This window comes from Microbispora sp. NPDC088329 (assembly GCF_040685655.1).
GTDB lineage: Bacteria > Actinomycetota > Actinomycetes > Streptosporangiales > Streptosporangiaceae > Microbispora.
The window spans coordinates 51,095-75,572 of the sequence record NZ_JBFBIP010000021.1; the positions used below are offsets into that span (position 1 = coordinate 51,095).

The 24,478-nt window shown below is 72.8% G+C and carries 23 protein-coding genes and 1 pseudogene; 10 read left to right on the plus strand and 14 right to left on the minus strand.

All coding sequences use genetic code 11. The features are described 5' to 3' along the window. Positions 1–123: 123 nt before the first annotated feature. Positions 124–729, minus strand: coding sequence for a hypothetical protein (locus AB0O28_RS30920; protein ID WP_363646087.1), 606 nt, complete (start codon positions 727–729; stop codon positions 124–126). Between the two features lie 722 nt (positions 730–1,451). Here AB0O28_RS30920 and AB0O28_RS30925 point away from each other — a divergent pair. After that, the gene (locus AB0O28_RS30925) at positions 1,452–2,726 is read left to right on the plus strand and encodes an acyltransferase (protein WP_363646088.1); all 1,275 of its coding nucleotides are present in this window, start codon (positions 1,452–1,454) and stop codon (positions 2,724–2,726) included. Here the strand turns inward: AB0O28_RS30925 and AB0O28_RS30930 are convergent. From AB0O28_RS30930 to AB0O28_RS30940, 3 genes are all read right to left on the minus strand, one after another. Continuing rightward, positions 2,689–3,561, minus strand: coding sequence for a Gfo/Idh/MocA family oxidoreductase (locus AB0O28_RS30930; protein ID WP_363646089.1), 873 nt, complete (start codon positions 3,559–3,561; stop codon positions 2,689–2,691). The genes AB0O28_RS30925 and AB0O28_RS30930 overlap by 38 nt on opposite strands. Positions 3,562–3,797: 236 nt before the next feature. Next, on the minus strand, positions 3,798–5,201 hold the full coding sequence (locus AB0O28_RS30935) for a PepSY domain-containing protein (RefSeq protein WP_363646090.1): 1,404 nt from the start codon (positions 5,199–5,201) through the stop codon (positions 3,798–3,800). Between the two features lie 268 nt (positions 5,202–5,469). Continuing rightward, a complete protein-coding gene (locus tag AB0O28_RS30940) occupies positions 5,470–6,039 on the minus strand; it encodes a hypothetical protein (RefSeq protein ID WP_363646091.1) in 570 nt (189 codons plus the stop codon). A 272-nt stretch (positions 6,040–6,311) separates the two neighbouring features. Between AB0O28_RS30940 and AB0O28_RS30945 the strand changes: the two genes are divergently transcribed. Further along, on the plus strand, positions 6,312–6,893 hold the full coding sequence (locus AB0O28_RS30945; protein ID WP_363646092.1) for a histidine phosphatase family protein: 582 nt from the start codon (positions 6,312–6,314) through the stop codon (positions 6,891–6,893). Between the two features lie 17 nt (positions 6,894–6,910). On the opposite strand, the gene AB0O28_RS30950 is transcribed toward AB0O28_RS30945, so the two are convergent. From AB0O28_RS30950 to AB0O28_RS30960, 3 genes are all read right to left on the minus strand, one after another. After that, a complete protein-coding gene (locus AB0O28_RS30950; protein WP_363646093.1) occupies positions 6,911–7,186 on the minus strand; it encodes a hypothetical protein in 276 nt (91 codons plus the stop codon). Positions 7,187–7,313: 127 nt separating this feature from the next. After that, entirely contained in the window at positions 7,314–7,547 is a 234-nt protein-coding gene (locus AB0O28_RS30955; RefSeq protein WP_363646094.1) for a DUF397 domain-containing protein, read from the minus strand. After that, entirely contained in the window at positions 7,548–8,369 is an 822-nt protein-coding gene (locus AB0O28_RS30960; RefSeq protein WP_363646180.1) for a helix-turn-helix transcriptional regulator, read from the minus strand. It abuts the gene before it with no gap. A 199-nt stretch (positions 8,370–8,568) separates the two neighbouring features. On the opposite strand from AB0O28_RS30960, the gene AB0O28_RS30965 reads away from it, so the two are divergent. Further along, positions 8,569–9,078, plus strand: a complete 510-nt coding sequence (locus AB0O28_RS30965) for an ATP-binding protein (protein ID WP_363646095.1) — start codon at positions 8,569–8,571, stop codon at positions 9,076–9,078. 418 nt (positions 9,079–9,496) lie between these two features. Continuing rightward, complete coding sequence (locus tag AB0O28_RS30970; RefSeq protein WP_363646096.1) at positions 9,497–11,884, plus strand: helicase-associated domain-containing protein; 2,388 nt, start codon at positions 9,497–9,499, stop codon at positions 11,882–11,884. Between the two features lie 129 nt (positions 11,885–12,013). On the opposite strand, the gene AB0O28_RS30975 is transcribed toward AB0O28_RS30970, so the two are convergent. Next, on the minus strand, positions 12,014–13,264 hold the full coding sequence (locus AB0O28_RS30975) for an ArgE/DapE family deacylase (RefSeq protein WP_363646097.1): 1,251 nt from the start codon (positions 13,262–13,264) through the stop codon (positions 12,014–12,016). Positions 13,265–13,358: 94 nt separating this feature from the next. On the opposite strand from AB0O28_RS30975, the gene AB0O28_RS30980 reads away from it, so the two are divergent. Continuing rightward, entirely contained in the window at positions 13,359–14,477 is a 1,119-nt protein-coding gene (locus AB0O28_RS30980; protein WP_363646098.1) for an endonuclease/exonuclease/phosphatase family protein, read from the plus strand. Here the strand turns inward: AB0O28_RS30980 and AB0O28_RS30985 are convergent. Next, a pseudogene (locus tag AB0O28_RS30985) lies at positions 14,378–15,052 on the minus strand (NAD(P)-binding domain-containing protein); the annotation flags it as partial. The gene AB0O28_RS30980 and the pseudogene AB0O28_RS30985 overlap by 100 nt on opposite strands. A gap of 88 nt (positions 15,053–15,140) precedes the next feature. Here AB0O28_RS30985 and AB0O28_RS30990 point away from each other — a divergent pair. Further along, complete coding sequence (locus AB0O28_RS30990) at positions 15,141–15,536, plus strand: helix-turn-helix domain-containing protein (protein WP_363646099.1); 396 nt, start codon at positions 15,141–15,143, stop codon at positions 15,534–15,536. A gap of 64 nt (positions 15,537–15,600) precedes the next feature. Here AB0O28_RS30990 and AB0O28_RS30995 read toward each other — a convergent pair whose 3' ends face one another. Next, a complete protein-coding gene (locus AB0O28_RS30995) occupies positions 15,601–16,149 on the minus strand; it encodes a DUF1349 domain-containing protein (protein WP_363646100.1) in 549 nt (182 codons plus the stop codon). Positions 16,150–16,499: 350 nt separating this feature from the next. On the opposite strand from AB0O28_RS30995, the gene AB0O28_RS31000 reads away from it, so the two are divergent. The 4 genes from AB0O28_RS31000 to AB0O28_RS31015 all read left to right on the plus strand — a co-directional run bounded on the left by AB0O28_RS31000 (position 16,500) and on the right by AB0O28_RS31015 (position 19,475). Beyond that, the gene (locus AB0O28_RS31000) at positions 16,500–17,099 is read left to right on the plus strand and encodes a hypothetical protein (protein ID WP_363646101.1); all 600 of its coding nucleotides are present in this window, start codon (positions 16,500–16,502) and stop codon (positions 17,097–17,099) included. 62 nt (positions 17,100–17,161) lie between these two features. Beyond that, positions 17,162–17,482, plus strand: coding sequence for a co-chaperone GroES (locus AB0O28_RS31005; RefSeq protein ID WP_139578087.1), 321 nt, complete (start codon positions 17,162–17,164; stop codon positions 17,480–17,482). A 105-nt stretch (positions 17,483–17,587) separates the two neighbouring features. Then, on the plus strand, positions 17,588–18,766 hold the full coding sequence (locus AB0O28_RS31010; protein ID WP_363646102.1) for a M20 family metallopeptidase: 1,179 nt from the start codon (positions 17,588–17,590) through the stop codon (positions 18,764–18,766). A gap of 103 nt (positions 18,767–18,869) precedes the next feature. Further along, complete coding sequence (locus AB0O28_RS31015) at positions 18,870–19,475, plus strand: hypothetical protein (RefSeq protein ID WP_363646103.1); 606 nt, start codon at positions 18,870–18,872, stop codon at positions 19,473–19,475. A gap of 130 nt (positions 19,476–19,605) precedes the next feature. Here the strand turns inward: AB0O28_RS31015 and AB0O28_RS31020 are convergent, their stop codons facing one another. The 4 genes from AB0O28_RS31020 to AB0O28_RS31035 form a co-directional block, all read right to left on the minus strand. Next, positions 19,606–20,028: a TIGR02611 family protein gene (locus AB0O28_RS31020; protein WP_363646104.1), complete on the minus strand. Its 423-nt coding sequence runs from the start codon at positions 20,026–20,028 to the stop codon at positions 19,606–19,608. A gap of 60 nt (positions 20,029–20,088) precedes the next feature. Further along, entirely contained in the window at positions 20,089–21,297 is a 1,209-nt protein-coding gene (locus AB0O28_RS31025) for an acetate kinase (protein ID WP_363646105.1), read from the minus strand. Positions 21,298–21,351: 54 nt separating this feature from the next. Beyond that, positions 21,352–23,409 (minus strand): phosphate acetyltransferase, encoded by a 2,058-nt coding sequence (pta, locus tag AB0O28_RS31030; protein ID WP_363646106.1) that lies wholly within the window; start codon positions 23,407–23,409, stop codon positions 21,352–21,354. Between the two features lie 311 nt (positions 23,410–23,720). After that, a complete protein-coding gene (locus AB0O28_RS31035) occupies positions 23,721–24,254 on the minus strand; it encodes a hypothetical protein (RefSeq protein ID WP_363646107.1) in 534 nt (177 codons plus the stop codon). Between the last annotated feature and the right edge of the window lie 224 nt (positions 24,255–24,478).

Here is a 24,478-nt window from a genome sequence, read left to right on the forward strand (position 1 = left end):
GCCACAGCGGCGGCCCGCGCGTCCGACGACTCCTCGGTGGCCTTCAGCGGCTCGCCCGGCCGCCGGACGCAGCCGTCCGGACGGCAGGAGAACATCACCAGCTCCATCCGGGAGGCGCCGATCTCACTCGTCCAGCCCGCGACGACCAGCGAGCCGTCGGGGTCGGTCAGTGCGGCCCACGCGATCATCAGCGGCAGCAAGGTGACGCCGACCGCCGTCACCACGATCACCGCCGGGACGACGGACGGCGCCGAGGCCGCGAACCCCCGCACCGATGGCCACCAGCACGACGACGGCCGTCACGAACAGGATGACGAGCATGGCGAACGTTCGCGGCCGGCGCAGGACGGCCGTCACCGCGAGCCGGGCCGACAACGGACGGCCGTCGATGAAGTCCAGCACGAGACGGGCGCCGCCGGCCAGGGCGGCGAGGCCTGACGCGATCGCGGTCACCGCGGACACGGCGAGGATCACGCCGAAGGCCGGTGACGACTCGACGAATCGCGGGACTCCGCCGACGACCGCGACCCGGCCGCCCGCGGCGACGAGCACGGTCAACGGAGCCACAAAGCCCGGGACGAGAGTTATGGCGCATATCGTTAGCAGGTAAAGGCGGCGGGCCGTGCCGAAAATGACCGAAACGCTGCCGCGGGTAGCCATTCGTGAAAAAGTACCCGCGGGCCGGTCTCCGGATCGCGTCGTCGTGCTCGCGAGCGGTTCGATATCCATTCTTTCCTCGCGGGCGCCTGTTTCGGACGAACGACCGGTCTGCCTCGGGTGATGCTCGCATGGCGAAGTTCCGGAAACCAGGCCAGACTAGTCCACCAATCGACATCGCGCATCCCATGACTTTCTCGTGATACCGATTTCGACGGGCGGCCGAATTACGCTTTCGCGACGATCGCGCCTCCGGCCGATGCATTCCCCAATAGACCGGGCCCGCCATTCACGATGCGCGTGCGCAGGTGATGCCGGCGGCCCGGCGCGGTCCCGGCCCGGCGCGGTCCCGGCCCGGCCGGGTCACCGCGCCGCGGGCATGGTCACCGCGCCGCAGGCATGGTCACCGCGCCGCGGGCATGGGCGGCCGCCTGCCTCGCATCCGTCCACCTGGGCGTACGCGGGGATGGTAGGGCTGGCCCTACCCCGGTGGTAGGGGGGCGCCCATGATCGGAAGTAGGGACCGCGTCGCTGTGCCGGACGGGGCCATGGCGGGACGCTTGGAGTGTTCGACGGGCCGGAACTCCGAGGTGGTCTCAGCGCCTCGGAGACCCGGGCTTCAAGGACCCCGGCCCCGAAGGCCCCCCGTCCTGAAGGCCCCCAGCCCCGAAGACCCCCAGCCCCGAAGACTCCGAGCGCCCGGGACTCGCGCGCTTGGAGATCCCAAGCCCGCGACCCCCGCCGCTCAAGGGTCGACCACCCTCGGCGGCCCGACACAGCGAAGGCGACCCCCCATGTCCCTGACCATGCTTCCCCCCGCCCCCGAGAGGGCCCTGGCCGCGCCTCCGCCACGGGATCGCTTCATCGACGTCCTGCGCGTCTTCGGGATGGTCCTCGTGGTCGTCCAGCACTGGACGATGCCGGTCCTGTCGTACGCCCAGGGACGGCTGACCACCGGCAACTCCCTGGCGGGGGTGCCGTACGTCACCTGGATCTCACAGGTCATGCCGCTGGTCTTCTTCGCCGGGGGCGCGGCCAACGCGATCAGCTTCCGGTCCGCCGTCCGCCGGGGCGGTACGGCGCGCGTATGGACGGCGCGGCGGGTGCGCCGCCTTGCCTGGCCGGTGGTGCCGCTCGCGGTCGTGTGGCTGCCGCTCCCCCACCTCCTCGTGGCGCTCGGTGTGCCCGCGCAGCCGGTGGAGGTGGCCGCGCGGACGGTCGGCCAGTTGCTCTGGTTCCTCGCGGTCTACCTGCTGGCCGTGGTGGCCACGCCCCACCTGCTGCGGGTGCGGGCCGGGGTCGCCCTGCCGGTGCTGGCGGGCGGCGCGGTGCTGATGGACGTGGTCCGGTTCTCCGGTCTGGAGGCGGCCGGCTACCTCAACGTCGCGTTCGTCTGGCTGGCGGTCCACCAGGTCGGGTTCCGGTACGCCGAGGGCGGCCTGGCGTGGCTGACCGGGCGCCGCGCCGCCGGGCTCGCGGTGGCCGGGTTCGCGATGGTGGCGGCCCTCGTCGCGACCGGGCCCTATCCCGCCAGCATGATCGGGATGCCCGGGATGATCTCGAACATGGCTCCGCCGAGCGCCTGCCTGCTCGCGTTGTTCGCCGGTCAGCTCGGCCTGGCGATGCTGCTGCGCCCCGCACTGAACGCGCTGGCGGCCCGGCCCAGGGTCGAGGCGGTGCTCACCGCGCTCGCGCCGCGCATGATGACCGTCTACCTGTGGCACATGACCGCCCTCGTCGCCGTCGCCGGCACGGCGACCGTCGGGTTCGGGCTGGCGACCCCGGGCGCGGGCTCGGCGGGCTGGTGGAGCGCCGTCCCGCTGTGGCTGGCCGCCCTGGCGCTGGTCCTGGTCGCGCTGACCGCGCTGCTCGGCAGGTTCGAGGAGCCCAGGGGTGCCGCCGCCCACCGGCACGCGCTGACGGCCACGCCGCTCGTCGGCGGCGCGCTGCTCACCCTCACGATCACCGGCTTCGCGCCCGGCCCGGCGCCGGTGATCGCGTCCGCCGCCCTGGTCGCGGGCCTGGCCCTGGTCAGCCGGCCCGCAGCTGCCGCTCCACGTCGTCGATGATCTCCTGCAGGCGCAGGCCGTGGCGGGCGTCGAGCGGATGCCCGCCACCGTCGCGCACCGTACCCGCGAACTGCCGGACCACCTCGGGGAACACGTCGCCGAGTCCGGAGCCGAGCAGCGAGGCGCTGCCGAGCCGTCCGTAGACGTCGATCCGGCTGGGCGGGGTCTCGCCCTCGGCGGCCATGCACAGCGACGCCTCGCTGACCGCGCCGCCCTCGTGCTCCAGCAGAAGGCCGACCCAGCCGAGCGGGTCGCCGTGCGCCCTGACCGCGACCACCCGGCCGAGCGCGGCGTCGAGCAGGTCGACCGTGTGCGGGCCCACGTCGAGCACCGCCCCGCGTTCCAGCCGCCAGGGTGTGGCGAAGGGGCCGCCGCGCAGGCTTCCGGAGATGTTGGCGGCGTGGCCGCCGAACGGCTCGATCCGCCGGACCCGGTCGAGGAACTCGGTGGTCGCCTCGGAGTAGCGGAACGTGAAGAGCATCTGGGAGGCCACGCCCGCCTCCTCGATCGCCGCGGCCAGGCGCCGGGCGCCGTCGAGGTCGGCCGCGAGCGGCTTCTCCAGCAGCAGCGCCCTGCCCGCCCGGGCCGCGAGCACGCCCAGCTCGGCCTGTACGGCGGGCGGCACGCAGAACGCGATCGCCTCCGACGCCGCGAACAGGTCCTGCAGCCGCTCGAAGGAAGGCGCGCCGTGGGCGTCGGCCAGCGCCCGCGCCGCCGCGGGCCTGCGCGCCCAGACCCCGGACAGCGTGGTGTCCGGACCGGCCGCGAGGGCGGGCGCGTGGACCATCTCCGCCCACGGTCCCGCACCGACGAGTCCCACCCGCACCGGCTCCATGGCACCCCCTTCCCGCAGCGACCTTACCGCCGGCCCCCCTTGACGGGACAAGGCATCGCAAAGGGAACGCCGCGGCAGGGCGCGGCATCGCCCGGGCCGGTCCTGTGCGCCGATGCCGCCGGCCCGGCGCGACAGGCCCGGCGCGGCAGGCCCGGCGGGACAGGCCCGGCGCGGCAGGCCCGGCGGGACAGGCCGGTGCGACAGGCCCGGTGCGACGCCGTGCGGCGGCTCGGGCGTCAGCCCGCCGGCCTGGTGCGGAGCCCGAGCAGGACGTCGATCGCCAGGAACGCGGCCAGGGAGATGCCCATCAGGGGCAGGTAGTAACCGGCCACGACGGCGAGCAGGGCCAGCGGCGCGACGAGTCCCCAGTGCAGGCCCCGCCAGCCGCCCCGAGGGTAGGGCCGGCCGAAGCCGCGAGTCGGGCGGCGCCGCCACCACATGCGATAGCCCAGCACGATCAGCGCGATGAGCCCGGCGGCGATCGCGGCCAGGACGATCTGGTTGGCCAGGCCGAACAGCAGCCCCATGTGCGCGTCGATGCCCCACTCGGTGAGCTTGGCGGCCAGCGGATAGTCGGCGAACCGCAGCTCGCCCACGACCTGCCCGCTCGCGGGGTCGAACGCCAGCTGGTCCAGTCGCGTGGGAGCGGTCTTGCGGATCTCCTTGACCACGTACGCGGCCCCGGGCTCGCCCGGCGGGACGATCTCCAGCGGGCCGGACAGCCGCCAGCTGGCCGCCGCCTGCGTGATCTTGTCGATTCCCACGTCCGCGGTGTTGCCGACCTGGCCGCCGCTCGCGGCGTGCCCGGTGTGCCCCGTGTGCCCGGCGTGCTCACCGAGATCGGTGCTGATCGACGGGGTGGCCCAGCCGAAGGCGGTGCGAAGTTCGTCGATGTTCGCTCCGGCGTACTTCGACCAGGTCAGGCCGGTGGCGGACAGGAACAGCAGGCCCAGCAGCGCCCAGAGGCCAACCGAGCCGTGCCAGGACAGCGTGCGGCGCAGCCCGGTGGCGGCGCGGTCCGGGGTGAACAGGCCAAGACGGGGGCCGTTGCGGCGGCGCCTGCTCAGCCACAGCGCCAGCCCGCCGAGGGCGACGACCCACAGCCAACTGGCGGCAAGCTCACTGTAGATCCGTCCGGGCTCGCCGAGCTGCAGACGCCGGTGCAGGTCGGAGATCCAGGCGCGCACGGGCAGCGCGCCGGAGCCACCGTAACTTTCCAGCGTGCCGCGCACCTGACCGGTGCCCGGGTCGACGAAGACCGCCATCTGCGTGCTTTCCGGCAGGTTCGGCACGTCCAGCAGAACCCTGGTGGTCAGGCCGGGCTCGGCCGCGGGCCGTACCGCGGTGACCTTCCCCTCGGGCAGTGCCTGGCGCGCCGCGGCGACCTGCTCGCTCAGGGGGACGGTGGTCTGGCTCACCGGCGCGGTCAGCTCGTGCCGGTAGACGACGTTCTCGATCTGGAAGGAGGCGGCGTACAGCAGGCCCGTGGCCGCCGCGACGAGCAGGAAGGGGGCGACGAGGATTCCGGCGTAGAAGTGCAGGCGGACCACGAGCGGGCGCAGCGCCGCCCAGGTCGCGTGTCTGCGGCGGGGAGGCCGCGGGGGATCGACGGCAGGATGGACGTCGGTGGTCGAGGTCATGGGGGGTTCTCCGTTCGGCCGTGAGCGCGCGCCCGCAGGCACGCCTCACGAAGGCAAGGGGGAGTGTCCGACGATCGCCGCCCGTCACGAGCGGGCATCCCGGCGTACGCATCGGGTGGGGGTGACACCACGGCGAGACGCCTTCCGGGCCACGCACGGCGGGGCGTGAGCGTCGGACACGAGCCGCGACCGCGCGGCGCGGTTCAGGGCGGCGGAAACGGGCGTGCGGCATGACGACAGCCGCCGCCCAGAGGGGGGCGAGCCCGGGTCAGAGGACGGTGACGACCGGAGGCGGACCACGCCGGGCGACCACCACGGCGAAGTCGGATCGGCGCGGGAGCGGAAGGGAGAACCGCCCCGGGACGCCCGGAGGGAGCGGGGCGGCGCCGGCCGCCGCGCCGGCGAGGACGACGGCCATCGCCCACAGACGGCGCACGGGCGTGACGGCCAGATGCACGATCACGGCCAGCGCCGATTCACCGCGTTCCAGGGCCCAGGCGGACAGGAGCGCCGTCGCGGCGTGGATCAGCAGCATGCCCAGCCCGGTGTGGTGCTCCCCCGTCCACATGGCCGGCGAGGTGTGCGCGGCGCCGAGGGTGAACAGATGGTGCAGACCGTACTGTGCGGCGAAGCACGCGCCCAGCAGGACGTCCATCCCCCGTCGGCGGCCCGCGAGCAGGAACGCGCCCAGCCAGGTCAGCGCCAGCGCGGCGGCCAGGGCGCCGGCGCGTACGGGAGCCCCTCCGGCCAGCGTGTGCAGCGTGGCCGAGACCAGCACGCACGCCGCCGCGAACACCGCGGCGCGCAGAGCGCGCAGTGACGACCGGCCGGCAGACATGGCGCAATCGTGGCAGAGCGTCGGTGTCGCTGCCATCCTTGACTTGTTTGGATGCGGTCGGCTATATCTGTCCGTTTCCCGGCGCGGCGCGGGCGGCTTTCACCGCGTGTGGCAGCGGAGGAGACGCCCGATGGCCCTCGTGACACGCGCTCTTGCGGGCCGCCGGCCTCGGGAAGGCCGCACGCACGTCCATCCGGCCCCCGGAGGGCGGCCTCGCATCTCGGTGGGGGCGGTGGGATTGGAGCGCGCCGTGTCGGCAAGAGTGGGGTGCCATGAACGTCATCCTGCTGAGACACGGCGAGACCGAATGGAGCAGGGCCGGGCGGCACACGGGCCGTACCGACCTGCCGCTGACGCCGCACGGCGAGGAGCAGGCGCGCGCCCTGTCCCGCCTGGTGGCGGGCCGGTCGTTCGCCCTGGTTCTCGTCAGTCCCGCCCTGCGGGCCCGCCGTACGGCCGAACTGGCCGGCGCCGGGTCGTACGAGGTCGACCCGAACCTGTGGGAGTGGGACTACGGCGGCTACGAGGGCATCTCGACCGCCGACATCCGCGGGTCACGCCCCGGCTGGTACGTCTGGCGGGACGGCGTCGTCCCGGGAGACGAGGCGCACCCGGGTGAGACCGTCGAGCACGTCGGGGAGCGGGCGGACAAGGTCCTCGCCCGGATCCGTCCGGCCGACGGCGACGTCCTGGTCGTCGCCCACGCGCACATCCTGCGCGTGCTGGCGGCCCGCTGGCTGTCGCTGCCCGCCGACCACGGCAGACACCTGCGCCTCGACACCGGGACGTACTCCGTCCTCGGCTACGAGCACGGAGACGAGCCCGTCCTGCTCCGCTGGAACGCGCCGGTGTGACGATCACGCTCTGACCGTCAGACCTGGGCGACCGGCTGGGGTTGCGGCCCTCGGCCGGTCAGCCATTCCAGGACCTTGCGGTGGCCGCGCCGGGCGTCCTCGAAGTGCCCCCACCGCCAGTACCTGGGCTGCTCCCGCACCCCGGTGACCCACGTCCGGTACGCCACCGCCCTGGGCCTTCCGTCCGCGGGGTCGGCCGGTGAGGCGACGCCGTAGGTGCGGATCACCACGCGGCCTCCGGGTGCGAACAGCACGTCGTCGGCCACCGGGTACACAGTCATCTGGTCCAGCACGGGGTCCCCCTTGTGAGCGTTCCTGGGACTCACTGTGCCGGATCCGTGTTACGCCTCCCGCGTCGCGCTGTTACGCCCGTGAGAATCGGGTGAACACGGAGTTACACCAGGCCGGACCAGAGCCGTATCACACCAGGAGGCCGTCGAACTCGCCGTCCTTGACCCCGAGCACCAGGGCCCGTATCTCGTCCCGTGTGTAGATGAGCGCCGGCCCGTCGGGATAGCGGGAGTTCCTGACGGCAACGCCGCCGTCGGGAAGCTCGGCCAGTTCGACGCAGTTGCCGGTCGAGTTGCTGTGGGCGCTTTTCCGCCAGGTGACGCCGGCGATCTCGGTTGCGGGCATCCCGTTATATGTCTGCATTTATGTCTCTCTGAGAAGTTCGCCGAGGATCTCGGCGGTGCCACCGGGCGTGGTGCTCTCCACGCACAGCTGCTCCATGGCCGTGAGGTAGGGATCGACGTCCTCACGTTTGTCCAGATAGAGCGCACCCCAGAGCTGCTCGACGTAGACCACGTCCGAAAGATCGGACTCCGGGAAGCGGAGGATGGTGAACGCGCCTCCCTCGGCAGCGTGCATCCCATAGCGGAGGGGCATCACCTGAAGGGTGATGTTGGGCAGCGTGGAGACCTCCAGCAGATGCTGGAGCTGATCCCGCATCGTCGCACCCCCTCCGATGGGCCGCTTGAGCGCGGCCTCGTCGATGACGGCCCACAACCGGGGGCCGTCCTTGCGCGTGAGCCTCTCCTGCCGCTGCATTCGTAGATGGACGCGCCGTTCGATCTCGTCATCCGAGGCGTCCGGATGACCGAGCCGGATCACCGAGCAGGCGTAATCCGCCGTCTGCAGCAGGCCGGGCACGAACTGCACCTCGTAGGTGCGGATCACGCTGGCGGCCTCCTCCAGGCCGACGTAGGTGACGAACCAGTTCGGCAGCACCTCGCCGAACTTGTGCCACCACCCGGGCGTGTTCGCCTCGCGGACCATCTCCAGCAGTCCACGCCGCTCGTCGTCGTCGTGGACGCCGTACAGCGTGAGGAGGTCTTCGACGTCGCGTGTCTTGAACCCGACCCGGCCGAGCTCCATCCGGCTGATCTTCGACTCCGAGGCACGGATGTGGAATCCGGCGACCTCGCGGGTGAGTCCCCGCTTCTCACGCAGCCGGCGAAGACTCGCGCCGAGCATGATGCGTCGAACGGTGGAACCGGATCCGGGCGGATCTATGGACACGTGCTATTCCTCCGCTTTGTGGACTGGTTCACAGTCTGTCAAAGATCGCCCCCTTCGTCCCAGTGGTGTCGGGGGTAACCGTAGCGCTTGCACAACCCGCTTGCACGTGCATTCGCTCTTGCACATGCACAGGAGTGTCCCTCATCATGATCTCGTGCAGCCCACGAACCTGACTCGTGGCCAGAACCAGTGGTCGGCGCTCGACTGGTGGCCGCCCATCGGCTGGTGGCCAGAGCCCGCGCGCGATCTCCTCGAACCCGGGTCGGCCACGGCCAGCGCCACCTTCGTCCTGCCGCCCCGCGCGGAGTCGGTCCACTCGGCGCGCAGCTTCGCCGCGGGGACGCTTTCGGGCTGGCGGCTGGCGGACCTGCTCGACGGGATGGAACTGGTGGTCTCCGAACTGGTCACCAACGCGCTCAGGCACGGCATGACGATCGCCGACAGCCGCGCGCGGGAGGCCATGCGGCTGTCGCTGATCCGGCGGGGCGCGCACGTGACCTGCGCGATCACCGACCCCGGATCGGCCGCGCCGGTGATGCGGGATCCCGCGCCCTTCGAGCCGGGCGGCCTCGGGCTGCACATCGTGGAGTCGCTGAGCGTGTGCTGGGGATGGTGCCCGCTCGTCCCGCGGGGCAAGGCGGTGTGGGCCGTACTGGCGGCCTGAACACGGGCCGGCGGACGGACGGCGGGGCCGGACGCCTCGCCGGGGCTCACCGCCGCCTCGGTCAGGGGATAGCGACCCCCTCCCTCGAGGCGCCGGGAAACCTAACCCGAGCGCCAGAACTCCCTATCGCCGGTCATGGTCCGCCGGCTGAAGAGCGCTCCCGTGCAGCCCGGAATGCATGGGAGCGCCCTCCGGCCGGCGGCCCGGATTCCCCGGAACCGCCCCGGACGCCGGGGGCGGCACGGGATGATGTGCGCGGAGCGGGCCACGGCGGCCCGGAGTGCTCGCTCCCCTTCCACCGGCGGCGGACAATTGTGATCTCGGGACCCGTGACGTTGCGTTCTTTGTTCTCTCACGGGCCCCGCCGAGACCGCGATCTGCACTACGGTGGCTTCCTGGGACTCCCGAGAGATTCACAATGGACGATCACCTCATCGGCTGGCTGACCAGTCTCGACGAAGACAGGCTCGCCCGCGTGCTGGCCAACCGGCCGGACGCGATCGCCGCGCCGTGGCCCCGGCGTCTGGACGCCCTCGCGCAACGGCTGACCGACACCTTCGCCGTCATGGAGGTCATGCGCGGCCTCCCCCTCCCCCCGCTCGAACTCCTGCAGGCGTGCCTGGTCATCGGCGGCCGTCCGACCGAGGACGAACTCGCCCGCTTCCTCGGCGTGAGCACCTCCGCGGTGATCGCCTGGCTCGACCGCCTGTACGACCACGCCGTCGCCTGGCCCGGCCGCGACGGCAGGATCACGGTGGCCGAGGCCGTCGCCCGCTGGTGGACCGCGCCCTGCGGCCTGGGCGAGCCGCTCAGCGCGTACCTCGACTCCTGGAAGCTCAGCACCGAGGCGCTGCGCCGCGTGTGCCGGATGCTCGACCTGTCCCCGCAGGGCGGCAGGCGCCAGGTGATCGCCCGGATCACCGCCGTGCTCGGCGACTGCGAGCGCCTGGGAGCGCTGCTCGACGACGCCCCCGACGGCACGCTCGGCATGCTCGACGACTTCGCGTGGGACGGCCCGGTCCGCAGCGTGAACGGCAACCGGTTCATCACCCCGGGGACGCCGGAGAAATGGGCCCTCGACCGCGGCCTGCTCTTCCGCACCCAGTGGGATCTGGCCGAGATGCCGCGCGAGGTCGCGCTGGCGCTGCGCGGCCCCGACTACCGCGGGCCGTTCACGCCGTATCCGCCGGACCTGGCCACGACGGAGGTGGACGCCGACGCCGTCGAGCACGCGATGTGCCTGGCCGCGCCGCACGTGCTCGACCGGGCCACGGCGCTGCTGGAGAACGTCGACAAGACGCCGCTGCCGCTGCTCAAGAACGGCGGGGTCGGGGTGCGGGAGATCAAGCGGCTGGCCAGGGAGACCGGCTGCGCCGAGGACGAGACCCGGCTGCTGCTGGAGATCTGCGCCGTCGCCCGGCTGATCGCGATCGACGAGGAGGCGGGCGGGCTCACGCCGGCCGGCCGGTACGACACGTGGCGGCTTGAGGAGGCTCCGCTGCGGCTGTGCGTCCTGCTGGCGGCCTGGTGGCGGATGGAGCGCTCGTCGCTGCGCCGGCTGGAGGGCCGCCACCCCGCCGCGCTCGGCGACGACCCGTCCGGCGAGACGATCGCCAGGATCCGGTGGGCCCTGTTCGCGGCGCTCGCCGAGATCCCCGAGGGCAGGGGCTTCGCGACGCTGCGTGAGCTGACGCAGCGGGTGCGCTGGCGCGCCCCGCTGCTCGACCGGGAGCTCCTGGACGGCTGCGCCGCCGCCGTGCTTGAAGAGGCCCGCCTGCTCGGGCTCGTGGCCTGCGACGCGCTCACCGGCCTCGGCCGGGCGCTCGCCCCGCTGGCCGGCGTGGCCGGGGACGAGAGCCTCGAGTGCGTGCCCGAGGTCGAGCACGACCCCGCACTGGGGAAGGCGGCCACGCACGCGATGGCGAGCGCACGGCGCACGGCACTTTTCGGCGCCGACCTCACCGCTGTGGTGACCGGCCCGCCGTCGGTCGAGCTCGCCGCGCTGCTCGACCGCGCCGCGGACCGGGAGTCGCAGGGCGCGGCGTCGGTGTGGCGGTTCGGCCCCGAGAGCGTACGGCGGGCCCTGGACGCGGGTGACACGGCCGACACGCTCATCGCGGACCTGTCGGAGGCCGGGACACTCCCCCAGCCGCTGACGTATCTGATCAAGGACGTCGCGCGGCGGCACGGCGAGGTCACCGTGTCGTCGGTCGGCTGCATCGTCCAGGGCTCCGACCCCGCGCTGCTCGCCGAGATCGCCGCGCACCGGAAACTGAGCAAGCTGGGCCTGCGGCTGCTGGCGCCGACCGTGCTCGCCGGCGCGGCGCCCGCCCGGGCGACGCTCGCCGCCCTCAGGGAGGCGGGCTACGCCCCCGTGCCGGTCGACGACACCGGTGAGATCACGATCCGGCGCGAGCCGCAGGGCGGGCGGCTGATCCTCCTGCCCGGCGGACGGGTCGCCGAGCTCGAACCTCCCGGCCCTCTGCTGGAGCCACCGCCGGACCCGCGCGAGCACGCCAGGCGGCTGCTGGTCGGCGGCGCCCCGGTGACCGCCTCAGCCCAGCCCCGCCAGACGTGGGCCGTCATCGGGCGCATGGCGACCCGGCTTCCGGCGGCGCAGCAGTCGCTGCTGGGTTTCGTCGTGGACCGCGACGTCCGCGCGATGATCACGCTGGCCGACGGGGTCACCGCCACGGTCAGCCACGGCGAGCTGCGCAGCGGCGTGCTCGACGCGTGGTGCGAGGAGGCCGGCGACTACCTGGAGTTTCCGCTCAACGAGATCGCCTCGGTCACCGCCGACTGCTGACCCGCGTGGCCTCTTGCGCGCAGGGCCTCCCGCACTCGGCGCGCAGGGCCTCCGGCGCTCGGGCGCACTGAGCCTTCCAGCGCTCGGGCGCACTGAGCCTTCCGGCGCTCGGACGCACCGCGCCGCCGCTCAGCGGACGCCGCAGCGGCGCAGGACGAGCAGGGCCAGGGCCCGGGTGACGTCGCGGACCTCCCGCAGGTCGACCTGCTCGCGCGGGGCGTGCGCGAAGCGGACGTCGCCCGGCCCGTAGTGCAGGGTCGGCACGCCCGCCCCCGCGTACAGGCGCAGGTCGCTCCCGTACGGCGCGGCGGTGCGGCCCGGCCTCGTCCCGGTCACGTCGGCCACCGCCCTGGCCGCCTCCTCCGCCAGCGGGTGCCCCTCGGGCAGCCGGCCGCTGGCGAACTGCCCGCCCGGCCAGGTGACGCGCACCGGGTTGTCCCGCAGCCAGGGGTCGTCCAGCTCGGCGAGCGCCGTCTCCAGCGCGGCGCGGGCGTCGGCGGGGTCCTCGCCGAGCCGGACGCCCAGCCGTCCCTCCGCCACGAGCAGGTCGGGCACCGTGCTCGCCCAGTCGCCCGCGCGCACGGTGCCGATCTCGATCGGGTAGGGCAGCGGGTTGCCCGCGAAGAGGGAATCGGGATCGGCGTTGCGCTCGCGTTCGAGCCGCCGGACGGCCCCGAGCACCGGCATGAACGCCGCGACCGCGCTGACCCCCTCGTAGCGGGTGGCGCCGTGCGCGGCCCGGCCGGCGACCTCGAGGCGGAAGGTCAGCGCCCCGGCGTTGGCGGTGATCAGCTTCCCGCTCGTCGGTTCGGTGATCACGGCCGCCTCCCCGGTGTGGCCCCTGGCCAGGGTGGCGAACGCGCCCAGCCCGCCGTCCTCCTCGCTCACCACACAGTGGATGGCCAGGGGACGCGCGAGCCGTACGCCGGCCACGCGCAGCGCGCGCACGACGGCGAGGTTGGCGGCGAGACCGGCCTTCATGTCACAGGCGCCGCGGCCGTGCAGAGTGGTCGCGGTCAGGCGGGCGCCGAACGGGTCCTGCCCCTCCCACTTGCCCGGGTCGCCGATCGGCACGACGTCGGCGTGCCCCTGCAGGATCAGCGCGGGCGTGCCCTCGCCCTCGGTGACACCGACGACGCCGTAGCCCTCGGCGCGCTCCGCCTCCATGCCGGGGAACCCATCACGGGAGCGCAGATCGTCGAGGTCGAGCTTCCACATGTCGACGTCGAGGCCCCATTCCGTGAGCATGCGGGCGCACCTGTCCTGCAGGTCCGACTCGGCGTCGGTGCCGGTGACACTGGGCACCCGGACCAGGCCGGCCAGCAGACGCACGGTCTCCGCCTCGTCGACGGCGTCCAGGACTCTCGCTTCGGCATCCATGCCGAGACTGTATGGCTTTCCTCCGGCCGGCCCGAAGCCCCGGCTGCACGTGCAGACGCGCCGTACAGTTGATCTTTTACAGAGGAGTCCGGAGATGACGAGACCGACGGCAGGCCGGGTGGGGCGTCCGGGAGTGTGGCGCGGCCTGCTCGCGTGGTCGGCGGTCGCGCCGTTCGCGCTGTGGGCCCTGCTGCGGCTGGTGCCCGGCGACGTCCACTTCCGGTGGGTGCAACTGGTCGCGTTCACGCCGTACGCCGCCCTCGCCTCGGTCGTCGCGCCGCTGGTGGCGGTACTCGTGCGGCGCCGGGCGGCGCTGGTCGCGGGCCTGGCGGCCACCGCGACGCTCGTGGCCTGCGTGGCGCCCCGGGCGCTCCCGGATCCGATTCCCGGCGACTCGTCCGGCGCGGGACTGCGGGCGGCAGGCGCCGCCGGCCCGGTTCTCCGGGTCCTGTCGGCCAATCTGCTCTACGGCTCCGTCCCGCCCGCGGCGCTGGTGGACCTCGTACGGCGGCTGCGCCCCGACGTCCTGACGCTGCAGGAGCTGACCCCGGAGGCCTCGGCGGGCCTGCGCGGGGCGGGCCTGACCGCGCTCCTGCCGTACGCCGACGATCGAGCCCAGGAGGGCTCGGGCGGCTCCGGGCTCTTCACCCGGTTTCCCCTTCGTCCGGAGAATCTCGCGGACGTCGCCGGCCGCCGGCAGGCGGCGGGCATCGTCGAGGTCCCCGGCGCCGCGCCCGTCGCCGTCGTGTCCGTGCACCCGTGCGCCCCGCGCTACTCGTCCCGGTTCAGGTGCTGGTCGAAGACGCTCGCCTCGCTGCCCGGCCCCCGCGGGCCCGTACGGATCCTGTCCGGTGACTTCAACGCGACGCTCGACCACTCCAGGGTCCGGCGCCTGCTCGACGCGGGCTACCGGGACGCGGCCGACGTGACCGGCGAGGGCCTGGCCGGGACCTGGCCGTACCGGCCGTGGGACCTCAGGGGCCTGCCGGTGCCGCCCGTCACGATCGACCACATCCTGGTGGACCCGCGCGTCTCCGTCCGGGCGTTCGGCGTCCACCGGCTGCCGGTGACCGACCACCGCGCGATCTTCGCCGAGCTGGCCGTGCCTGCGATTCAGGGGCGCGCGGCCCGTTCCGACGCCGGGAAGGCGAACCTCGGCTCCCCTCCGGACCACCACACGCCGATCGCGAGCGCCGCGGTCGCCTCCAGGTAGGCCGCACGGGACAGCCCCCCGCAGGGCATCGGCGTGCATCCCATCGACCTGATCAGCGCGGCGGTCCGGTCGAGGCTCCCCGGGTCGTCGCCGCAGAACGGCACCGCCAGCGGGACGCCCTCGAACGCCGGCCGTGGCAGCGTCCAGATGCTCTCGTGGCACAGGTTGAACGCCTTGACCACATGGGCGCCGGGCGCGGCGTCCGCCATCAGCCGGGCGATCGAGACCGTGCCTCCCGAGATTGGGCCGCCCGTCGTCAGCATCGGCCCTCCGGGGCCGGGTGCGAGGGGGTTGGTGCAGTCGGCGACGGTCCGTCCGGCGAGTACGGCCGCGAGCCCGTTCACCAGTTGCGGCGCCACGCCGGCGGGAACCGCCGCGAGGACGAGGTCGCCGTGGGCCGCCGCGTCCGCGAGGGCGCCGTGCCCGGCGGCGCCGATGCGGGCCGCCGTCGCGGCGGCCGCGGCCCGGTCGCGTCCGCCGACGAGCACGTCGTGCCCCGCGCGTGCCCACGCGCCGCCCAGCGCCGTGGCCATCGCGCCGGTGCCGAGGATGCCGATCCGCATGGCAAGTCTCCGTTTCCCAGGTGAATCAGGTGCCGGTCCGCGACGCTAGGCGAATCGACGCACACCACACGGTGTCCTTCGGAAGCGGCAGGATGAGGCCATGGACACGCTCCCCGACGAGACGGCGTACACCTCAGACTGCCGGGCGCGCCTGGCGTTCGAGGTGCTCGCGAACCGCTGGGACAGCGTCGTGGTCTACACGCTCGGCGAGGCGGGTCCGATGCGGCCGCGGCGGCTGCTGGCCAGGATCGGCGGGATCGGCCCCAAGGTCCTCAACGAGGCGCTGCGGCGGCTGGAGTACAACGGCCTGGTCGAACGCCGCGCCTACGCCGAGGCGCCGCCGCGCGTCGACTACGCGCTGACGGAGGCGGGCACCGCGCTGCTCGCCCCCATGCGCGCGATGGGCATGTGGGCCGCGTCCTACGGGGACGCCGTGCTCGACGCCCAGGACCGGTTCGCGGCACGCGGGCGGGAGCGGCGCCGAACCGGCACGTGATTCCGGTTCGCAGGCCGACGGGAACGGGCACCGCACCGTGCCACGCCACACCAGGACGTGACGGCTACGCCAGCGACACGCGGGTGAAGCGGGTCTCGAAGCCCTTGCCCGTCGGAGCGGCGCACATGACCCCGGCGAGGGCCGGCACCTGCGGCGGGAAATAGGCCAGGCGCAACATGTGCTCCGGCTCCGCGCCGTTCACGCCGCACCGGACGGTCACGGCGTCGCCGGCCCGTTCGAAGTCGAACGTCGCGGAGACGAGGCCGGCGGGCGCGGGGGTGACGGACCAGTCGGAGAACCCGCGGGTGACGACGACGCTGAGCTGGTGGCCGCCGTCGACGAACTCGACCCCCGCCTTGATCCAGTTCTCCTCGTCGATCCGCAGCACGGCCCCGGCCTGGTCGTACTGCTCCGCGTAGTCGGCGTCGAACGTCACCGTCAGCCGGACGTCCCCGGCGACCTGGCGGCCGAACATGTGAGCGGTGTCGAACGAATAGCCGTAGTGCGTCTTCTGCCACAGGTCGGTCTGGGCGCCGGCGACGGCCCGCAGGCCTTCCCCGGTCCGTGACCACTCGGCGGGCTCGTTGGTCCATGTGAAGCCCTCGAACGCCATGCCGCCCCCTTGCCTCCGCTTTTACCGATCTCGCCATGAGAGCGGCTCCCGGGACTCCACGTCAAGGACGATCTACGTGCAATTTAGATCGATTTGTCCTCTTTACTCCCTCTTTCCCTATACTCGTGCTCCACATCACCTTTGCCCCTGTAAATCCCGTACCTCGCACAACCGTCGTCCCCCTGCCCCCCAGGGAACGCGCCGCCCGCTTTCCGGAGCCTTGCCCCTCTTCGAGGGCGCTCCACCGTGCCGGGCGCGCACGCGGAACCCGCCGGTCGGCGGGACTCCTCGACGACGGTGAGGCCCTGTTCCCCGAGGGCCGCCCCCGCGAGCGAGACGAAAGGAAGCCCATGCGCAAGCGAGCCCGTCAGGCGATCACCATGGCGATGACCGCGACCACGCTCGTCTCCGGTGCGGCCACCGCCGCGCAGGCCTCGGTGATCCCGCAGGCTCCCTCTTCCCCGCCGCTCTCCCGGGCGACGACCGCCGCCCGCCCGGCCCCGGCCGACGCGGCCTCCCTGGATCTGGCCTCCCTGACCGCGGCCTTCAACGCGGCCCTCCGCACGGCGTACAAGGACGTGAAGAAGGCCGCCTCCCTGCCCTCCGGCGTCTCCACCGCCACGTCCTTCTGGGACGCCGAGACCGCGTCCGGCAAGCCGATGCGCTACAAGACCCTCGCAAGCCCCTACTGGCCCCTCGGCACCGAGGTGCGGATCACCTACAAGGGGAAGAGCACGATCGGTGTCGTCGAGGACTTCGGCCCGGCCGAATGGGCCGTGGCCCAGCACGACATTCCCGCGATCATCGACCTGTCCGAGAAGATGATGGCCGACCTGACGGGCGTCGCCTCCAACACCGTCCACGTACGGTTCCAGGTGCTGAAGTGGGGCAAGGGCGGCGTCTACCGCCGCTCCGGGACCGGCTACGACCTGGCCATGGGCCGCCGGTGAGCCCCCGCCGCCGGTGAACCTCCGATGACGGTGCCCGGGGCCGCTCCGCGTACACTGCCAGCGTGGCTGACCCGAAGTTCGAGATCCAGATGCTGCACGACCGCGTGATGGTCAAGGTCGAGCGGGAGCTTGAGGAACGGCGCAGCAGCGCGGGCATCGTCATCCCGGCCACGGTCAAGATGGCCAACCGGCTCGTCTGGGGAGAGGTGTCCGGCGCCGGCGCCAGCGTCAGATCGGTCAAGACCGGCGACAAGGTCCTGTTCAACCCCGAGGACCAGTACGAGGTGGAGGTCCAGGGCCAGCTCTACCTGGTCCTGCGCGAGCGCGACCTGCACGCCGTGGCGACACAGCAGACCGACCACGGCACCGGCCTCTATCTCTGACCCCCCGCCGGCCGTTCCGCCGGCCCCGCCTCCCGGGAAGTCTCGGGACGCGGGTTCGGTCGGGGGTGAGCCGGGACACCAACCATCTCGCGCCACAGGTGGACCATGACCTTCCAGGACGACCTCGTCGAGCTTCGCCGCGCGCTGCACCGGGAGCCGGAAATCGGCCTCGACCTGCCCCGCACACAGGAGAAGGTGCTCGCCGCGCTCGACGGCCTGCCCCTGGAGATCACCACCGGCGAGCGCCTGTCGTCGGTGACCGCCGTCCTGCGCGGCGGCCGCCCGGGCCCCGCAGTGCTGCTGCGCGCCGACATGGACGCGCTGCCGGTGCACGAGAAGACCGACGTGCCCTACCGGTCGCGCTTCGACGGCCGCATGCACGCCTGCGGCCACGACCTGCACACGGCCATGCTGGTGGGAGCCGCCCGCCTGCTCAGCGAGCGCCGCGCCGACCTCGCCGGAGACGTGGTGCTGATGTTCCAGCCCGGCGAGGAGGGCCAGGAGGGCGCCCGGCTGATGATCGAGGAGGGTGTGCTCGACGCGGCGGGGGCCAGGCCCGTCGCGGCGTACGGCATGCACGTCTTCGCCACGACGATCCCGCGTGGGCTGTTCCTGACCAGGGGCGGGCCCGTGCTGGCCGCGTGCGACACGCTGACCGTGACCGTGCGCGGCAGAGGCGGTCACGGATCCGCCCCCCACCGCGCCCTCGACCCGATCCCCGCGGCCTGCGAGATGGTGACGGCCCTGCAGACCCACGTCACCCGGGGGTACGACGTGTTCGACCCGGTCGTGGTGACCGTGGGCAGCTTCCACGCCGGCACCACCGACAACGTGATCCCGGACGAGGCCGTCTTCGAGACCACCGTGCGCACGTTCTCGACCGGCTCACGCGACCGCGTCAGAGAGGGCCTGGTCCGGCTCGTCCGCGGCATCGGCGAGGCGCACGGGCTCACCGTCGAGTGCGCGTTCGGCATCGGCTATCCCGTGACCGTCAACGACGACGCCGAGGCCGAGTTCGCCGCCATGACCGTGCGGGAGACCCTCGGCGAGGACCGCTACTTCCCGCTGCCCACCCCGGCGACCGGCTCGGAGGACTTCTCGTACGTGCTGGAGCAGGTGCCGGGCGCGTTCCTCGTGGTCGGCGCCTGCCCACCCGGCCGGGATCTCGCCACGGCCCCGGCCAACCACTCGGCCGAGGCGGAGTTCGACGACGCCATCCTGTCCGACGGCGCGTCGCTGCTCGGCGAGCTGGCGATCCGCAGGCTGGCCCGCGCCACGGCCTGAGCGCCTGCCCGAGACGGCCCCGCGGCTCCCCGGTCCGCCGCATCACGGCCGGTCAGGTGATTTCTCAGCCGAAAATAGGATGATCGTTCTAGGCTGAGGTGCCGTGCGTACCCTCAGGGTGATCCTCACGGTGTTCGTCCTCTATGCCCTCACCTTGGGCCCCGCGTCCCAGGTCTCGGGCCGGTTGGTCGTGGAACGCGCGACGCCCGAGGCCGTCGAGGTGTTCACCGAGGACGTGGCCGGCTTCCTCAACGAGCCCTACGACTCGCGAATCGAGCCGTTCAACTATGCGATGGACGCAGCCATGAAACGCGTGGAGGCACACCCGAAGGACCTCGCACCGCCGTACCTGCTGAAGCGGCCGTACCGTCTGGTCTCTCCGTACATCACCGAACGCGGGCGGGCGCTGGCCGCCGCGCCGCTCACCGGTGTCGCATGGCCCGACCACGTGCGGACCCCCTTCACGATCATCCCTGCCGTGCGGCGGGTGCGGCACAGCCGGGCGGAGCTCGAAAGCGTGCTGGACGCCGTGATGCCACCGGGCGGCGACCCGAGGATCCTGAGCGGCTACGTCGACGCCGAGCGCAACCGGGCGGTGATAGAGGTGAACGACGTGGACCTGCGGCTGCGTCGTCGGCTGGCCCGGGAGTACGGCCCCGATCTGATCGCCGTCCAGTGGAGCCCGGGCACCCACCTGTACCTCGTGTGACGACGGCATCGCCGTCGTGGAGGCCGTTCCGCGTCTGTGCGCCGCGCCCGGGTGCGGTTCGTCAGCCGCCCGGTCGAGGCGGCGTACGTCGTACCGGAGAGGATCGATCGCCGGCGCAACCCGGGCACGATCAGCTCAGCAGCTCGCGGGCCTTCTGTATCAGGTCGATGCCGAGGGTCAGCCGGACCGACACCCAGACGATGGCACCGGCGCAGAGCAGCGTGAGCGCGCTCGCGACGATGCGGACGAACCAGTTCTGCCGCTTGAGCCAGCCGGTCGCGGCCTTGACCTTGTCCTTGGCGAACTCCAGCAGCCGGGACGCCCAGGGAAACTCGGTGGCCAGGACGGCGAGCCCGGCGAAGACCACCAGCCAGCCCGGCCCAGGGAAGGGCACCATGATCAGGCCGGCGATCACGAGAGCGGCGCCGATCACCCCGATGACGATCCGCAGCGTCAGCCGGCCCGCCGGAGTCGCGCGGACCCGGTCGAGCCAGCCCGGCGAATCGGCGGTCTCCTCTTGTCCACCCGTACGACTGTCCTCAGCCGTCGCCACACGGCTCACCCCCATTCGCTGACCACGATAGCCAGCGGACGACCGCGGCGATCGGCGGGTTCACGCGTCCCCGAGGCAGGCGGCGGTCTGCTCGGCGATCTCCAGTTCCTCGTTGGTGGGCACCACCAGCACCGTCACCTCGGCGCCCTCCGGGGAGATCACCCTGGCCTCCGCCGACTCGGCGTCGTTGCGATCGGGATCGATCTCGATTCCGAGCCGGATGAGCCCGGTCACCGCGAGGGCGCGGACACGGGGGCTGTTCTCCCCCACGCCGCCGGTGAAGACGAGGGCGTCCACGTCGCCGAGCGCCGCGTAGTAGGCGCCGATGTAGGCCCGCACGCGGTAGCCGTAGACGTCGAGGGCGAGCCGGGCGTCCTCGTCGCCGGAGTCGGCCAGCCGCCACACCTCGCGCATGTCGTTGGCCCCGCACATGCCGAGCAGGCCGCTCTCCTTGTTGAGCGCCGCGTCGACGCCGGCGAGGTCCATGCCGGCGACGCGGCCGAGGTAGGCGCCCAGAGCCGGGTCGACGTCGCCGGATCGGGTGCCCATCACCAGCCCGGCGAGCGGGGTGATGCCCATCGAGGTGTCCACGCTGCGCCCGGCCCGCACCGCCGTCGCGCTCGCGCCGTTGCCGAGGTGCAGCACGATCGAGTTCACCTCGTCGTACGGCCGGCCCAGCAGCGCGGCCGCCCGGCGGGAGACGTACGCCGTGGAGGTGCCGTGGAAGCCGTAGCGGCGCACGCCGAGCTTGCGGGTCCACTCGCGGGGGACGGCATAGGTATGCGCGTGGGGCGGGATCGTGCCGTGGAAGGCGGTGTCGAAGACGGCGACGTGCGGCAGGCTGGGGAATGCCCGCCGGGCCACCCGGATGCCCTCCAGGTTGGCCGGGTTGTGCAGCGGCGCCAGCGGCGCGATCTCCTCGATGGCCCGCTCGACCTCGTCGTCGATCAGCACGGGCGTGACGAAGCGGCTGCCTCCGTGGACGACCCGGTGGCCGACCGCGACGACGCCGTCGAGCGGCGGCCCGTGCTCGGCGAAGGCCGCGAGCACCGCCTTCAGCCCCTCCTCGTGGTCGGCCACCCGGCGCTCGGTCCGTACGCCGTCGTGGGTGAGCACGCTCTCGTCCTCGCCGATGCGCTCGATCAGCCCACCCGCCACCGCCCGGCGCGTCCCCATGTCGATGAGGCGGTACTTGATCGACGACGACCCCGTGTTCAGGACGAGGACCTGCCCGCTCACTGTGTCCCCTTGCCGCGCCTGCGCGCTCACCCTGTCTCCTCCCGCGCCTGCGCGCTCACTGTGCTCCCCATCGCGCCTGCGCGCTCATTGTGCTTCCCGGTGCGCCTGCGCCTGGATGGCCGTGATCGCGACGGTGTTGACGATGTCGCCCACGGTCGCGCCGCGGGACAGGTCGTTGACCGGCTTGCGCAGGCCCTGCAGGACCGGCCCGATCGCGACCGCGCCGGCGCTGCGCTGCACGGCCTTGTAGAGGTTGTTGCCCGTGTTGAGGTCGGGCACCACGAACACCGTCGCCCGACCGGCCACCGGGCTGCCCGGCATCTTGGTCCGCGCCACGCTCGGCTCTGCCGCGGCGTCGTACTGGATGGGGCCCTCGACGGGCAGGTCCGGCCGCAGCTCGCGGACCCGCGCGGTGGCCTCGCGCACCTTGTCCACCTCGGGCCCGGCGCCGGACTCGCCGGTCGAGTACGACAGCATGGCCACGCGCGGCTCGACACCGAACCTGGCGGCCGTGGCGGCCGACGAGATCGCGATGTCGGCGAGCTGGGCGGCCGTGGGGTCGGGGACGACGGCGCAGTCGCCGTACACGAGGACGCGGTCGGCCAGGCACATGAAGAAGACGCTGGACACGACCCCGACACCCGGCGAGGTCTTGATGACCTCGAACGAGGGCCTGATCGTGTGGGCGGTGGTGTGGGCGGAGCCGGAGACCATGCCGTCGGCCAGCCCGAGATGGACCATCATCGTGCCGAAATAGGAGACGTCGGTCACGATGTCGCGGGCCTGCCCGACGGTCACGCCCTTGTGCGCGCGCAGCCGGGCGTACTCCTCGGCGAACAGCTCGCGCAGCTCCGGGTCGAACGGGCTGACCACGCGGGCGCCGTCGACGGCGAGGCCCATCGTGGCGGCCGCCAGCCGGATCTCCCGCTCGTCGCCCAGCAGGGTCAGCTCGGCGACGCCCCGGCGCAGCAGGCTGTCGGCGGCGCGCAGGATCCGCGGCTCGGCTCCCTCCGGCAGCACGATGTGCCTGCGGTCGGCGCGGGCGCGGTCGAGCAGGTCGTACTCGAACATGAGCGGGGTGATCGCCGCGGCCTTGGTGACCCGCAGGCTGCGCAGCAGCGCCCCGGCGTCGACGTGCTCGGCGAAGACCCCGAGTGCGGTGTCGATCTTGCCCTTGGCGTCCGGGCTGAACCGGCCCTCGGCCTTCGACAGCGTGGTCGCGGTCTCGAACGTGCCCCCGCCGGTCGTGATGATCGGCAGCCGGATGTCCATGCCCTTGAGCAGGCGGACGACCGCGTCGGGCAGCTCCAGCCCGCCGTTGAGGATGATCGCCGACAGGGCGGGGAACGTGGGGGCCTTGTGCGCGGCCAGCAGCCCCGGCACCAGCGCGGCGGCACGATCGGCGGGGACCACGACCGCCAGGCCCTCGGTGAGGCGCTCCAGGATGTTCGGCAGCGACATGGCGCCGATCATCAGCCCGCCCGTCTCCCGGCCGAGCTGGTCGTCGTCGCCCATGAACAGCTGGCCGTCGCAGGCGGCCATCAGGTCGCTGACCGTCGGCGCGGACAGCCGCCGCACCTCCGGCAGGACGTACGCGGGGACGCGGGCGGCGACCTCGTCCACCAGGCCGGGGGCGACCCGGGTGACGACCGTGGCCAGCTCGGTGGCGTGCCGCTCGGCCAGCTCCTTGCGCGACATCTCGACCGCCGCGGCGATCTCGTCGGGGGTGCGGTCGAGCCCGGTCACCACGTTCATCACCGGTGTGCCCAGGTTGGCGGCGAGCTCGGCGTTGAACACGAACTCGGTGGGCGCGCCCACGTCGGTGTAGTCGGTGCCGATCACCACGACCGCGTCGCATCGCCCCGCGAGCGCCCGGTAGCGGGCCAGGATCTCCCCGGCCGCGCGCTCCTCGTCGGCGTGCACCTCCTCGTAGGTGGCGCCCGTGCACATGGCGTAGGGCAGGCCGATCCCGAAGCGGCTGCGCGCGGTGTTGACCAGGCTGTCCTCGCGGCCGGACCGGACGACCGGCCGGAACACGCCGACCGTGCCCACCTGACGGGTCAGCAGCTCGATCATGCCGAGGGCGATCGTGCCCTTGTTGCTCCTCGCGTCACCGGCAGCGACGTACACACCGATCGCCATCGCGTCTTCACCCCTGTGGTCCGGCGCGGCCCGGCGGCCCGCTCTGGCAAGGCTACGCGAAAGGCCCTACGGACATACCAGCCGGACGTCACAGCCGTACGGCTCTTCCCCACGAGTCGCGGTATCTCGCAGGCGTCCGCCTCGCGGGTTCCCCGTCGGACGCGGATTAGTCATGGGGACATCACCCAGAGTGATGTGCGGAGCGGTCTTCCGAGGTATGCTTGTAGACGCCGCCCCCTGCGAGGGGGAGAGGAAGTGAGCCCGGGCTTACCGCCGGAATTGACGGGAACCCGGGCTTCGCGTTTTTCCCATCATTCACATGTCACGCGCTCGCTCACGTGTCCGCCGCGGAGCAGGCTCCAGAAGGTGTCGTCGCCCGCCTCGGCTCTAGCGACTGTTCCCGCGACGACATCAGGAAGCCACAGGAGTTCCTCGACCAGAGGGTCGCCCCACTCGACGTTCATGTCGTGCGGCAGCGCTTGCTGAGCGCGGAGGGCGTTGACCAGGTCGAGGTCCTCTTTGTCACCTTTTGCATTCCGCCGCTCCATAACTACCTGGCGTACGCCATGCACCGACAACTGCCACAGAAGTCGCTCCAGGCACTTGCGCCGGGCTCGCCTCTGCTTCGCCGGCAGGAGCCCGGTGCCGATCACGATGGCCGTGGTCAGCGACAGGGCTGCGATGGCTCGTGCGATTTCCAGACGCCGCTTCCGGCCTTCGTCTCGCCAGTGCAAGCGTGGTTGCTTGGCCAGTAGGAGATCACGCAGGACTGCCCGGTGCTCGGCGGCACGACCGGCGGGCACGATGACAGCGGCCAGCACGTAAAGACCCTCGTCGACACGCATCGACTCGTCCACGTATGCGCGTGACTCAACGCGCATGAGCCATTACTATACGTTGACCTTCTGAAACCGTGCCACGATTCGGACAACAGGACGAGGGAGCCTCGGAGGCTCCGGCCGTTCTAAATGGGCTGGAGAATGGGCCGTGGGGGTTGGGCGGGGGGGGGGGGGCGCCGGCCCCGGGCCGGCGGGGGGGGTCTAGACGGGGCCCCGGGACACCCCCGCCG